This window comes from Hymenobacter cellulosivorans, assembly GCF_022919135.1.
Taxonomy (GTDB): Bacteria; Bacteroidota; Bacteroidia; order Cytophagales; family Hymenobacteraceae; genus Hymenobacter; species Hymenobacter cellulosivorans.
The window spans coordinates 5521357-5534365 of record NZ_CP095049.1 but is presented as its reverse complement, the minus strand read 5'-3'; the positions used below and the strand labels follow the sequence as shown (position 1 = coordinate 5534365).

Annotated in this window: 10 protein-coding genes; 8 read left to right on the top strand and 2 right to left on the bottom strand. The window is 60.1% G+C overall.

Going from position 1 to position 13009, the window contains the following annotated elements; all coding sequences use genetic code 11:
• Positions 1-66: 66 nt before the first annotated feature.
• From MUN80_RS23390 to MUN80_RS23380, 3 genes are all read left to right on the top strand, one after another.
• Entirely contained in the window at positions 67-366 is a 300-nt protein-coding gene (locus MUN80_RS23390) for a hypothetical protein (RefSeq protein ID WP_244716890.1), read from the top strand.
• Positions 367-548: 182 nt separating this feature from the next.
• Complete coding sequence (locus MUN80_RS23385; RefSeq protein WP_244716888.1) at positions 549-1295, top strand: arylamine N-acetyltransferase family protein; 747 nt, start codon at positions 549-551, stop codon at positions 1293-1295.
• A 169-nt stretch (positions 1296-1464) separates the two neighbouring features.
• A complete protein-coding gene (locus MUN80_RS23380; protein ID WP_244716886.1) occupies positions 1465-3207 on the top strand; it encodes a glycoside hydrolase family 10-like protein in 1743 nt (580 codons plus the stop codon).
• Positions 3208-3486: 279 nt separating this feature from the next.
• Here the strand turns inward: MUN80_RS23380 and MUN80_RS23375 are convergent, their stop codons facing one another.
• Positions 3487-4065: a hypothetical protein gene (locus MUN80_RS23375; protein ID WP_244716884.1), complete on the bottom strand. Its 579-nt coding sequence runs from the start codon at positions 4063-4065 to the stop codon at positions 3487-3489.
• 649 nt (positions 4066-4714) lie between these two features.
• Between MUN80_RS23375 and MUN80_RS23370 the strand changes: the two genes are divergently transcribed.
• Positions 4715-7678 carry a SusC/RagA family TonB-linked outer membrane protein gene (locus MUN80_RS23370; protein WP_244716882.1) on the top strand — a complete coding sequence of 988 codons (2964 nt, stop codon included), beginning with the start codon at positions 4715-4717 and terminating at the stop codon, positions 7676-7678.
• Between the two features lie 123 nt (positions 7679-7801).
• A complete protein-coding gene (locus tag MUN80_RS23365) occupies positions 7802-9457 on the top strand; it encodes a RagB/SusD family nutrient uptake outer membrane protein (RefSeq protein ID WP_244716880.1) in 1656 nt (551 codons plus the stop codon).
• Between the two features lie 213 nt (positions 9458-9670).
• On the opposite strand, the gene MUN80_RS23360 is transcribed toward MUN80_RS23365, so the two are convergent.
• Positions 9671-10102, bottom strand: a complete 432-nt coding sequence (locus MUN80_RS23360) for a Fur family transcriptional regulator (RefSeq protein WP_244716878.1) — start codon at positions 10100-10102, stop codon at positions 9671-9673.
• Positions 10103-10423: 321 nt separating this feature from the next.
• Between MUN80_RS23360 and MUN80_RS23355 the strand changes: the two genes are divergently transcribed.
• The 3 genes from MUN80_RS23355 (at position 10424) to MUN80_RS23345 (ending at position 12977) form a co-directional block, all read left to right on the top strand.
• The gene (locus tag MUN80_RS23355; RefSeq protein ID WP_244716876.1) at positions 10424-11521 is read left to right on the top strand and encodes an acyltransferase family protein; all 1098 of its coding nucleotides are present in this window, start codon (positions 10424-10426) and stop codon (positions 11519-11521) included.
• A gap of 118 nt (positions 11522-11639) precedes the next feature.
• A complete protein-coding gene (locus MUN80_RS23350; RefSeq protein WP_244716874.1) occupies positions 11640-12200 on the top strand; it encodes a hypothetical protein in 561 nt (186 codons plus the stop codon).
• A gap of 276 nt (positions 12201-12476) precedes the next feature.
• Positions 12477-12977, top strand: a complete 501-nt coding sequence (locus MUN80_RS23345; protein WP_244716872.1) for a DUF2059 domain-containing protein — start codon at positions 12477-12479, stop codon at positions 12975-12977.
• The last annotated feature ends 32 nt before the right edge of the window (positions 12978-13009 follow it).

The following is a 13009-nucleotide window of genomic DNA, read 5'->3' as shown; positions in this document are numbered from 1 at the left end:
TAACTACGGACAACCAACAACTGACAACCTCAACCTAACAACTGCCAACTAACAACTAAAAAAGCCATGTCAAACAAACCCAATAATACCGACACTACTTCCGAAGACAGCGGCGCCCGTCGCGTGAGCACCACCAACCACGGTCAGGACGGCACTTCGAAAAACGAAGCCTATGCCGCCGCCCAAAAGGCTCAACAGGAAGAGCAAGACCAGCAGAACGATGCCACCACCAGCACCCAGAGCAACATGGGCAACGGTGACGGTATCCGCGGCGAATACGGCGACGCCAGCCAGACCAATGGTATGGAAGGCGGTAGTAACGCTGGCAACAAAGACCAGAACGACACCCGCCAGAACCACAACTAAGGCTTCCCACCAGAAACCGTAGCCTAGAAGCCGCCCCATCCCGGGGCGGCTTTTTTGTGCCGCGTCGGGTCGGCAGACGGCCCAAGCTTCAGCCCCGGTGGCATCTTTGGCGCCGGTTGCTAGCTTTACGCCCCGCGCCGCCTGCTACCGCCGCGGTTTGTCTTCCTGCTGACCGACTTTCGATGAACTCACTTGCGTATCTGGCACGCCTGCAGTACTCCGGCCAGCCCGGCGCAGACCTGCAGACGCTGCGGGAACTGCAGGCGGCCCATTTGTTTCGGGTGCCCTTCGAAAACCTGGATATTCATTTGGGCCGCCCCATTGAGCTGGCTGGCAGCTACGCCAAAATCGTGGAGCAGGGGCGAGGCGGCTTCTGCTATGAGCTTAACAGCGCGTTTGCCGGCTTGCTACGCGCCCTGGGCTTTACCGTCCGGCTGATTTCGGCCCGGGTGCACACTGCTCAGCAAGAATTTGGGCCCGAATTCGACCATCTGGCCTGCCTCGTCACCCTGGGCGGCACCGATTATTTGGTCGACGTTGGTTTCGGCGAGTTTACCCTGGGGCCGCTGCAGCTCACGCTCGACCTGGAGCAAACCGACTCGCGCGGCGTATTCCGCATCCGCCGCCACGACGCGCAGTATCTGGTGGTCGAGAAGTCCGACGGCGCCCGTTTTCAGCCCGAATACCTATTCCGGGACACGCCGCGGGAGCTGTCCGAATTTGCCGCCATGTGCCAGTTTCACCAAACTAGTCCGGATTCCCACTTCACCCGCAAGCGGCTGTGCTCCCTGGCTACGCCCACGGGGCGCATCACCATTACCGGCAACACGCTTCGTATCAAGGAAGGAGAGAGCCTGACCGAAACCGAGTTGGCTGGTCCGGCCGAGTTCGATGCTGCCTTGCACCGGTATTTCGGAATGCAGCTGTAAAATAGCTGCGCTAGCCTGTGGCCCCTAAAGACTGTATGCAAGGGAATGGGAAGGTTTTTGCGGGAAATCAATGACGCAATCCAGCTACAGGGCCTGATTTTAGGCGCTTAACCGTGGCAAGCGGCGGGCGGGTGCGTAATTTGCGGACGTTTTTCCCGTTTCTGTGCTGATGTTCCGATTGACTGCCGCTGGCCGCCCCTTTGCTCTTTGGTTTGCTTGTTTTCTGATTCTGCTCGGCTTGGACCGGCCGCTCCGAGCCCAGGACGGGCCGCCCAAACGGGAGCTGCGCGGGGTCTGGATTGCCACCGTCGAGAATATTGACTGGCCCAGCAGCCGCACGCTCACCCCTGAGCAGCAGCGCCGCGAGTACCGCCGCATCCTAGACGTGCAGCAGCGCAACGGCATCAACGCCGTGTTTGTGCAGGTGCGCCCCGCCGCCGACGCCTTTTACCAGAGTGAGCTGGAGCCCTGGAGCAAGTGGCTCACCGGCCAGCAGGGCAAGGCCCCTAGCCCGGCCTACGATCCGCTGCCGTTCCTAATTGAGGAGGCCCACGCCCGGGGCATGGAGTTTCACGCCTGGTTTAACCCTTACCGGGCCAGCATGGACTCCGTGACGCGCCGCCTGGCCCCGAATCACCCGTTTAAGCAGCACCCCGAGTGGTTTTTGCGCTTTGGCGGCAAGCTGCTCTTCAACCCCGGCCTGCCTGAAGTGCGCAACTACATTACCCAGGTCATTCTGGACGTGGTGCGCCGCTACGACATCGACGGGGTGCACTTCGACGACTACTTCTACCCGTATCCCGAGCCGGGCCTGAAAATCCACGACGAGGCGGCGTTTCAGCTCTACAACCCCGATAGCCTGAAGCTGGCCGACTGGCGCCGGCAGAACGTGAATAAGCTGATTCAGGGCCTGCACGACACGATTCAGGGCACGAAGCGCTGGGTAAAGTTCGGCATCTCGCCCTTTGGCGTCTGGATGAATAAGTCGGCCCACCCCGAGGGCTCCGACACCCGCGCCGGGCAGCCCAGCTACGCCAACCTCTACGCCGACTCCCGCCTCTGGCTGCAGGAAGGCTGGATCGACTACATCGTACCCCAGCTGTACTGGAGCACCAATTTCAAGCTGGTGCCCTACGCCACGCTGCTTGAATGGTGGACGCGCAACCACTTCGACCGTCACCTTTACATTGGGCAGGGTGCCTACCGCATGCTGGAAAACACCCGCTCCGACACGACCTGGCGCAACCCGCGGGAACTCCCGCGGCAGGTGCGCCTGAACCGCTCGTACCCCACGGAAGTCAGCGGTAGCGTGTTTTTTAGTGCCCGCTCCCTGATGGCCAACCCGCTGCACACCCGCGACTCGCTGCGCCAGAACCTGTTCCGCTACCCGGCTTTGGTGCCCACCATGCCCTGGATGGATGCCGTACCACCCCGCCCGGCCCAGAACCTGGTGCTGGCCCGCGCCGGGGCAGTCACGACCCTGAGCTGGCAGTCCGGCCCCGTGGCTGCCGATGGCGACGTGGCCCGCTACTTCGTGGTGTACCGCTTCACCAAAGATCAGCAGCCCACCCCCGACGACCCCCGCAACATCGTGGCCCTCGTGCAAAACCGCCCCGGCACCGCGCCCACGCTGGTGGATACCAGCGCCACGCCTGGCACCGACTACGCTTACTACCTCACCGCCGTGGATAGGCTGCACAACGAAAGCACTCCGATTCGGGTAACGACTCAGGGCAAAGCAGCCGAAGTAATTGTAGCCCAGACGCCTGCACCTGCAACTGCTCCACCCGCGTCGGCCCGGCCTGTTCCCACACCGAGTCCGACAGTAGATTCTGAAACGGCTGAGGTTACCAAAGTCAAGGTCAAGACCAAGAAGCGGGGATTCTTTGGTCGGCTGTTCGGTAAAAAGTAAGGGTAGCCCTGTCGTTGGGGAAACCCGGCCCAGTAGGCTTGTTCTTATTCCTATTTTCTAAAGCGTTCTGGCCACATGCCGGAACGCTTTTTTAGTGTTGTTGGCAGCCTTTTAGAATACGGAAATCGTAGCACGCTGAGCCCCACACTGCTCGTGTCAACGTAACGCGCCGTTTGGGTGATATTAAGTAGACCTCTCAGACTCACCTCGGCATAGTGGTGTTTACCCTTCGCTTCCTGCTTCTGAATGTGGCTTATAAGGAAGCAGACGGGCTTTGGCTTATTGTGCCAGCGTAATAGCAACCGTTTCAGCGGTATATATCTCTCCGTTCGTTTGCCGGTAGTACACGCGAAACTTTTGCGGACCTGTCGTCGCAGGAGCCTCTCGCAAACTGAGTTCCACAAACCGGAAAGGCTCCAGCGGCATTTGCCGTGACGGTACTAGAAGGGAATACCGCTCATCAACTAGCAACAGGTCGGCAAGTTGGGTGCCCGCGGGATGAAGTGCATCGAAATCATAGTCGCTCGTGATACTTAAGCTGTCCATCTGCTCGGTTGAGCCCAAGCTGCCAGCCGGCACGGGGTCACAAGCATAGGCGGCTGGCAGCAGCCCTGCAACTGGTACAACGGTGTAATGGCGCTCTTTTAGCGTCAGACGCAGCCGTAATTCCCGACTAGGCACGGTGTTACCCGCCGCCGCAAATTCCCATGATTTATCACGTGGCTGCCGGGCCACAGAGAAGCCTATTCCCTGCACGTCATAATAGGTATCGGGCCGATTACGGCCACAGTCAGTCCCCAAGAGGCTACACGCAGGCAGGCCTACTACCAACACGGCTAAAGTCACATACTTTCTCATTGTCTCGCGTTTAGTAGTTTGATCCTGAAAGTAGGCAAAAGGTTGTCTTTGCGTACTTGCAACCCTTACGCCAACCATCCGACAGCGGCCTACTCGGGTATGCCCGCAATGCCTATAGCAGTATTTGACCTTCTTTTCTTGGAAGGCTTGCTCAGAGGGCTCTGCGGATCAGTAAAGCACCCCTGTACCTTCGGCCAAGTTTAAGCAACTGGTTGCCTTTTCAACGATCAAGAAACCCCGATTGGCGATGCGTTTCCTGACCTCCTCGCTTTTCGAAAAGATTGGGGTAAAGCAAAGAAGCTCTGTAAGCTGAGCTTTTGCCTTGTGTGGCCGGGCCGACGGCAGCACACCCGGCTCATTGCGAGGCCAAAAGAAGGCGGTAGTGTTTATATAGTACAATTATTATATGGCTGTTGCTAGGTGTCTAAGTCCTCGCAGCAGCCCTATTCGGGTATCCGGGAGTGAGTAATTACTCATCAAGTATCCTAAAAACCCTATTTGGCAACGTTCCCGACAACGTTTGCATAAAATATTCCGGCCCAATTCTGTGGTTTCTGGCTGATTACGGCAACCTTATGAGGGAGGTGCGTGTCGACTCACGCCCGTTGGTTCTTCGACAAATCTAACTTCCACCCAACTCCCTTCCCACATGAAAAACTGGTTACTACTCATGGTGCTGCTGCTCGGCCTGGTTGGGCAGGGCTGGGCCCAGCAAGCCCGGCAGCTGACCGGGCAAGTTCTCGACGAAGCCTCAGGTCAGGGGCTGCCGGGCGTGACGGTAGTGGTGAAAGGCACTACTATCGGCACCGGTACCGACGGCAGCGGCAACTTCTCCTTGAGCGTGCCCGCCGGCACCGACCCCACGCTGGTACTCAGCTACGTGGGCTACCTGCCCCAGACTGTGACCGTCGGCAGCTCGAATGCCGTGACGGTAAAGCTCAAAACCGACCAAAAAGCCCTGGATGAGGTTGTGGTAATCGGCTACGGGGAGGTGAAGAAGAGCGACGTGACGGGAGCCATCGTGTCGGTGAAGGAAGCTGACCTGAAAAAGATTCCGGCCGCCAACGTCATGGAAACCCTGCAGGGCCGCCTGCCCGGCGTGGATATTACCAGCGCCAGCGGCTCGGCTGGGGCGGCCGTCAACATTGCCGTGCGCGGCAACCGCTCGATTCTGGCCAGCAACGGCCCGCTCTTTATCGTGGACGGGGTGCAGTACAACTCGATTCAGGACATCAACCCCAATGATATCCAGAGCATGGAAGTGCTGAAAGACGCCGCTTCCACGGCCATCTATGGGGCCCGGGGCGCCAACGGCGTTATCATCGTAACCACCAAGAAGGGCGCGGCCGGCAAAACCACTATTTCCCTGAACTCCTACTATGGCATTACCGACAAGGTGTACTACCCCAAGGTGAACAACGGCGCCGAGTACGTGGCTCAGAAGCGGGAAGCCAACCGCACCACCGGCCGCTGGAACAGCCCTGCCGACGACTCGAAAATCTTCACGCCCCTGGAGCTGCAGGCTATTGAAAACGGTACGTCCACCGACTGGGCCGACCTGCTGCTGCGCAACGGTGTGCAGCAGGAGCACCAGATTGGCGTAGCGGGTGGTTCGGAGAAAACCAAGTTCTACCTCTCCGGCGACTACTACAACGAGCAGGGTTTGTTCCGTAACGACAAGCTGAACCGCTATTCCTTCCGGGCCAACATCGACCAGGCCATCAACGACAAGGTGCGCATCGGGCTGCAAAACCAGCTCACCTACTACAACCTCGACACCCGGCGCGACCCCACCAACCTGGCCAACAAAATCAACCCGCTGTTTACGCCCTACGACGCCAACGGCAACTTCGTGAACTACCCCAATAACGCGGCCTTCCTCAACCCGCTGGCCGACGAACAGACCGACGCCTACTCCAACAACACCCGCCGGACCCGCACGTTCTCGACGGCCTACGTGAGCTACCAGATCCTGCCCAACCTGAACTTTCGCTCCAACGTGGGCCTGACGCTTTCCAATGAGCGCACCGGCATCTACCAGGGCCAGTACTCGATTGACCGCAACGGACAGGTCAACCAGGCTTCTTACGGCACCGGCTTCGAAACCAACTGGAGCTGGGAAAACATCCTGAACTACAACAAAACCTTCGGCGACCATTCCATTTCAGCTACCGGCGTTACCTCGCTGCTCACGTTCAACCTGGAAAAATCGACGGCCCAGGGCCGCGGGATTCCGGTACCTTACCAGCAGTATTACGCCCTGGCTAACGCCGCCCAGGTCGTGACGCCCTACACCAACCTGACGCGCAGCAAGCTTATTTCGCTCACCGGCCGGGTGCAATACGGCTTTAAGAGCCGCTACCTGCTCACGCTCACGGCCCGTGAAGACGGTTCCTCGAAGCTCTACCAGGGCAACAACTTCGCCTTCTTCCCCTCGGCCGCCGTGGCCTGGCGCATCGTCGACGAGGAGTTTATGAAAGGCGTGACGCCCGTAACCGACCTGAAGCTGCGCGTGAGCTACGGCAAGGCCGGCAACTACGACGTGGACCCCTATTCGTCGCAGAGCGTGCTGACGCGCATTCCCTACAGCTTCGGCGAAACCAGCGCCGCCGGCTACGGCTTCGACAAGCGCGTAGGCAACACCGAGCTGAACTGGGAAATTTCCTGGACCAAGAACGTGGGTCTGGACTTCGGCCTGATCCGCAACCGCGTTACGGGCTCCATCGACGTGTACGAAACGATGACCAAGGACCTGCTGCTCGACAACTTCCTGCCCTCGACCACGGGCCGCGGCAACATCATCGAGAACATCGGGCAAACCCGCAACCGGGGCGTGGAAGTGGGCCTTAATGCCCTGGCCGTCGAAACGCCCGACTTCCGCTGGAACGTGGGCCTGACCTGGTTTAAAAACCAGGAGCGTATCCTGGAGCTGGGTGGGGCCGACGATTTGGTCAATAACCGCTTCGTGGGTTACCCCGTGCGCGTGTTCTACGACTACGAGAAAATCGGTATCTGGCAAAACGACGAGGCTGACCTAGCCAAAACCTTCGGCCAGAAGCCCGGCCAGATCAAGGTGAAAGACCTCAACGGCGACGGCAAAATCACGGCGGTGGCCGACCGCCGCGTGCTGGGCTCGGCCGTGCCCAAGTGGAGCGGCAGCTTCAACAGCGACTTCAGCTATAAAGGCATTGACCTCTCGTTCCAGGTATTCGCCCGCATCGGCCAGATGATCAACTACGAGTACGCCCAGATCTTCGACCCCCAGGGCATCGAAAACAGCGGCGCACACAACTACTGGACCCCCGAAAACCCCAGCAACGAGTATCCTCGCCCCGACGCTGCCCTCTCGAAGTCGACGATGCAGAGCAGCCTCTACGGCACCACGCTGCAGTACCGCGACGGCTCGTTTGCCAAGCTGCGCGGCGTGACGCTGGGCTACAACCTGCCCAAGGGCTGGCTGGAGAAAGTCGGCGTGGGCACGGCCCGCATCTACGTGCAGGGCAAGAACCTCTACACCGTCAGCAAAATCGACAACTACGACCCCGAGCGGGGCGGCCCCATCACCACGCCCATCCCGCGCGTGGTGCTGGCCGGTATCAACCTCGGTTTTTAAGAGTTAGTTGATAGTTGTTCGTTGTCAGTTGTTAGCTCGTTCTGGTATCCAATAGAACAACTATCAACTAACAATCAGCAACTAACAACGGACAACGAGCAACTGACAACTAACAACGCTCCCATGAAATTCTCGAAATACATATACAGCACCCTGGCCGCCGTAGCGCTGGCCGGACTTACTTCCTGCGAAAAGCAATTGGAAGAGTACAACCCTTCAGGTTTGACCCCCGAATCGGTGTATACCACGCCGGCCGGCTTCGACAACCTGGTGAATGCCGCCTACTCCTACACCCGCTGGTGGTACGGCAAGGAAGACGGCTACAGCATGTCGGAAATGGGCACTGACCTGTGGCTGCGCGGAGCCGGTGACGTAAACCCCGACCTGACCGACTACACCACGCTGCAATCCAACTCCCGGGCCGTGGAGTCGCTGTGGAGCAAGCTCTACATCGGCATCAACGTCTGCAACGCCGGCATCAGCCGGGTGGGGCAGTCGGGTATGAGCGACGCTACGAAGAAAATCCGGGAAGGCGAGCTGCGCTTCCTGCGGGCCTTTTACTACTGGCACATTGTGGAAAGCTGGGGCGGCGTGCATTTCACCACCGCCGAAACCCTGGGCGCCGTCAAGACGGCCAACCGTACGCCGGTAGACGAGTTCTACAAGCAGATTTTCGAAGACTTAGCTATTGCCGTAGCTAACCTGCCCACCACGCCCCAGGTAGCCACCGAGTACGGCCGCGTGACCAAGCCCGCCGCCGAGGCCTTCCTGGCCAAAATGCACCTGACCCGCGGCAACAATAAGGAAGCCGCCGAGCTGGCCCAGAAAGTAATTTCGAGCTACGGCTTTTCCCTCCAGCAGAACTATGCCGACCTGTGGTCGATGAGCAACCTGGAAAACAAGGAAATCGTGTGGGCCGTGAACTACTCCCGCGACCTGACCCTGAACGACCGGGTGGATGCCAACCTGTACCCCGACGGCCACTCCCGCGGCGGCAATAACGGCCACCTGGTGTGGATGATGAAGTACGACGACCAGCCCGGCATGACCCGCGACATTGTCAACGGCCGGCCCTTCAACCGCTTCATGCCCACCAAGTTTCTGCTCAATCTCTTCGACGAAACCAAGGACTCGCGTTACGCGGCTTCCTTCCGCACGGTGTGGCGGGCCAACACGGCTGTGGCCGGCAAGCTGGCCGTCGGCGACACGGCCATTCTGGCCACCAAAAAGGCCATTCCGGCCGCGGTACGGGCTAGCAAAAAGTATGTCATCTACGATGTCAACGACATCTATGGCCCCAACGGAGCCGGCAAAAACCGCCTGCAGTACGTGTGCCTGCGCAAGTTTGACGACCCAACCCGGCCCACGCCCCAGGAAGAGCAAAGTGCCCGTGACGCCTACGTGATTCGCCTGGCCGATGTGTATTTGATGGCCGCGGAAGCCAACTTCAAGCTAGGCAACACCGGCGACGCCGTTAAGCAAATCAACACCGTGCGGGAGCGGGCCGCCCTGCCCGGTAAGGTAGCCGACATGCGCATCAGCGCCGCCGACCTGAGCCTGGACTTTATCCTCGACGAGCGGGCCCGGGAGCTGGCCGGTGAGCAGCTGCGCTGGTTTGACTTAAAGCGCACCAACAAGCTGGTAGAGCGGGTCAAGAAAAACAACCCCGAAGCCGGCGCCAGCATTCAGGACTACCACACGGTGCGTCCTATCCCGCAGCGCCAGCTCGATGCCGTGACCAACAAGGGCGAATTTCTCCAAAACCCGAATTATCGGTAGGAGGGAAGACTACGAATAGAAAAAGGCCCGCCTGGAATATCCAGGCGGGCCTTTTTTATGGCGTTCAGCGGACGTCATGTCGAGTAGCGGGCAACGGGCAATGGTAATCAGATTACTGCGGCAACGTCAGCACGCAAGATTCCTCGACTGCGCTTTGCTCCTCTCGGAATGACGTTCTGCCCAGCCTAATTAACTCACCATCTCACCATTTCACTATTTCACCGCATGGCACTTCTCGCACACGCCCGACATGAGGTAGTCGCGGTGGGTGGCCTGGAAGCCGCCGGGGAGCTGCACGGCCGGAATGGCGACTTGTTGCAGGCAGTAGGTGTGCTGGCACACGGAGCACTTGAAGTGGACATGGTCGTCGGCATGGGCCTGCTCGGTGCAGGTGGCCGAGCAGGCAGCGAAACGGATAACGTCGGAGCTGTCGAGCACCCGGTGAATGACGCCTTTCTGCTCGAACGTGCGCAGGGTGCGGTAGAGCGTAATCCGGTCGGTGTCTTCTGCCAGGGCCTGCTCAATGTCGTTGCTGGAGAGGGCAAACGCCTTGCTGAACAGCACGCTGAGCACGGCCCGGCGCATGGGCGTCTGGCGAAGGCCGTGGCGGGCGAGAGTCAGCGTAACGTGGTCGGGAGTTGCCATGAGGTTGCCAAAAGTACGAGGTTGGGGCCGAAGCCCGGCTAGGCGGGCCGCCCACCGCGCGTGCAGTCCTGACACTGAAGCTCCCGAAAAGTGCGCCGGGCTGCTACTACGCCGAAATTTGCCATCTTTAGAACAGGCAGTAGCCCGGTAGGTTTGCGCCACTACCGCCTTCCTGAAAGCTTTCACCGGCCCGGTCGCGGCCATTATATCCGTATCCGCTATGTCCAGTCTGCCTGCTGCCCCCGCTACTCCTGCTGCTCCCGTTCTTGCTGCTACCACGCCCCAGAACGGTCGGGTGGTAGCCGGCTGCCCGGCCGCCTGATGTCGCTCGACGTATTCCGGGGCCTGACCGTCATGGCCATGCTGCTGGTCAACAACCCCGGCGACTGGGGCCACATCTACGCCCCGCTGGAGCACGCCAAGTGGCACGGCTGCACTCCGACCGACCTGATATTTCCCTTCTTTCTCTTTATTGTGGGCGTGTCCATCGTCTACGCCCTGGACTCGGCCCGGCAGGCCGGCCACCACGGGCCGCTGCTCAGGCGCATTGCGCGGCGGGCGGCGGTGCTGTTTGGCCTGGGTCTGTTTGCCTCCCTGTTTCTGCTCTGGGACCTGCGTACCGTCCGGATTCCGGGGGTGCTGGCCCGCATTGCGCTGGTGTTTCTGGCCTGCGGAGTGCTGTTCGTGAAAACCACCTGGCGGCAGCAGCTCGGGGTGCTGGCCCTGCTGCTGGTTGGCTACAACGTGTTGATTCAGCTGGTGCCCGTGCCCGGCATCGGGGCGGCCAACCTGGAACCCGCTACCAACCTGGGCGCCTGGCTCGACCGGCTGGTGCTGGGGGAGGCCCACCTCTGGCAGGAAAGCCGCACCTGGGACCCGGAGGGCCTGCTCAGCACGCTGCCCGCCATCGGCACCGGCCTGCTGGGCTTGCTGGCCGGGCAATTGCTGCGCCTGAAGAACCTGGACGCTGCCTCGAAGGTAGCCTGGCTGCTAGTGGCCGGGGGCGCGGCCCTGCTGCTGGGCCTGGTGTGGAGTAACTGGCTGCCGCTCAACAAAAGTCTCTGGACCAGCTCCTTTGTGCTCTACACCGGCGGCATTGCGGCGATGGTTCTGGCCGCCTTCTACTGGCTTATCGACGTGCAGGGCTACCGGCGCGGCCTCACGCCCTTTGTCGCCTTTGGCGTCAACGCCATTACCGCTTTTTTCCTGTCCAGCCTGCTGGCCCGGGGCCTGAACCACTGGCAGGTAGCCGGCCCCAATGGGCCCGTCGGGATGAAGGACTGGCTCTACCAGACCCTATTCGTGCCCTTCATTCCCGACCCCTACCTGGCTTCCCTGGCTGGCGGCCTGGCCGGCGTGCTGATCTGGCTTGGGGTGCTGTGGATGATGTACCGGCGCGGCATCATTATCAAGGTGTGAGCCCGCGGGCCGGCTACGTGCCGGCCTTACTCGGTGCTGGGTGTAACAGCTTAATTACTAGTTATTATTCGGTAGAATATTCATCTTCAGCATCCCTTAACTACTATCTTATTATCCTATGGCTCGGGTAACCGGAAACAGCCTCCTACAAGGCCTCAGTGGCACTATCGGCGGTATCACCGTTCGCCAGGTTGGCAAGCAAACCATCGTCTCGGCAGCCGAGGGGCCCAAGAAGGCTCCGCCTTCTGACAAGCAGCTCACCCAGCGTCTGCGCATGCACTATGCCCAGTGCTACGCCGAAATCCTCAAGCAGGATCCGGCCCTAAAGGCCCTCTACGCCACTGGAATTACCGACCGCCTCAAAAACGCCCGCCTAGTAGCCATTACTGACTACCTGAACGCGCCCGAAGTCTTGGGAGCCGACCTGAGCGCCTACCAGGGCCGCCCCCACGACGTCATTCGCCTCTATGCCACCGATGATTTTGCCGTCACGGCCGTAGAAGCCCACCTGTACTCGGCCACCGATCAGCTTCTAGTGCAGGGGCCGGCGGCGCTGCAACCCGAAGGCTGCTGGCTGTTTAGCTTGCCCTCAGTCAGCTTGGCCGAGCCCGCTATTCGCCTCGAAGTACGGGCCTTCGACCGCCCCGGTAACCAAACGCTACGGCAGTTTCTGTTGTAAGCTCTCATCCTAGTTTTTGTCCTACCAAGCTTGCTTGCTAGAATAGCGCTTACAGCCATTTTGTCTAGAAGCAGTCTAGAGCCACTCTAGAGGCAGCTTAGAAGCAGGATAGAGGAAATATCCACTTTCCCTGGGGCTACTCCGAGCCTACTCTAGGTGGAGGCTAAGCCTACTGCGGGCTTGGGGCAGCGGAGTGGGGCGGGCTTTGCGGCGGTGGCCGGAGCCGAATGTGGGCCGGAAGCCCGCCACTTTTCGGGCAGTTGCGTACCAACGGATATGAAGCAGCTCCTGACCCTGGTACTCGCCCTGACTGTAGCACTGCCCCTGGCCGCGCAAACTGCCACTCCCTCAGCTGCCTCCGCGCCAGTAGCTGCCGTGTCGGCCAAGCAGCGGCAGGCGGCCGAGGAGTTGCTGCAAGCCATGAACATGGAGCAAAACATGAACAAGAGCATCGACCAGATGGTGACCATGCAGGTGCAGCAGCGCCCCGATATGAAGTCGGTGGAGCCCGAGCTGCGCACGTTCATGACCAAGCACATGAGCTGGGCCACGCTCAAAGACGATATGGTGCAGCTCTACGCGGCCGAGTTCACCGAAAAGGACCTGCGCAGTCTGACCACCTTCTACAAGTCGGCGGCGGGACAGAAGCTGCTCGACAAGCAGCCCGAGCTGCTGCGGGCCACCATGCAGATGGGGCAGCAGCGCCTCCAGCAGAACATTCCCGAGCTTCAGCAGCTTATCGAAAAGAAGATGCAGAGCCAGGACTCCCGGCAGTAAGGGTAGGTTCCTGGGCCGAGCAAGCTCCCCTT

Excerpts from the sequence above, each read along its gene's own strand:
- MUN80_RS23390 (WP_244716890.1), top strand. The coding sequence starts at position 67 with ATGTCAAACAAACCCAATAATACCGACACTACTTCCGAAGACAGCGGC.
- MUN80_RS23385 (WP_244716888.1), top strand. The coding sequence starts at position 549 with ATGAACTCACTTGCGTATCTGGCACGCCTGCAGTACTCCGGCCAGCCC.
- MUN80_RS23380 (WP_244716886.1), top strand. The coding sequence starts at position 1,465 with ATGTTCCGATTGACTGCCGCTGGCCGCCCCTTTGCTCTTTGGTTTGCT.
- MUN80_RS23375 (WP_244716884.1), bottom strand. The coding sequence starts at position 4,065 with ATGAGAAAGTATGTGACTTTAGCCGTGTTGGTAGTAGGCCTGCCTGCG.
- MUN80_RS23370 (WP_244716882.1), top strand. The coding sequence starts at position 4,715 with ATGAAAAACTGGTTACTACTCATGGTGCTGCTGCTCGGCCTGGTTGGG.
- MUN80_RS23365 (WP_244716880.1), top strand. The coding sequence starts at position 7,802 with ATGAAATTCTCGAAATACATATACAGCACCCTGGCCGCCGTAGCGCTG.
- MUN80_RS23360 (WP_244716878.1), bottom strand. The coding sequence starts at position 10,102 with ATGGCAACTCCCGACCACGTTACGCTGACTCTCGCCCGCCACGGCCTT.
- MUN80_RS23355 (WP_244716876.1), top strand. The coding sequence starts at position 10,424 with ATGTCGCTCGACGTATTCCGGGGCCTGACCGTCATGGCCATGCTGCTG.
- MUN80_RS23350 (WP_244716874.1), top strand. The coding sequence starts at position 11,640 with ATGGCTCGGGTAACCGGAAACAGCCTCCTACAAGGCCTCAGTGGCACT.
- MUN80_RS23345 (WP_244716872.1), top strand. The coding sequence starts at position 12,477 with ATGAAGCAGCTCCTGACCCTGGTACTCGCCCTGACTGTAGCACTGCCC.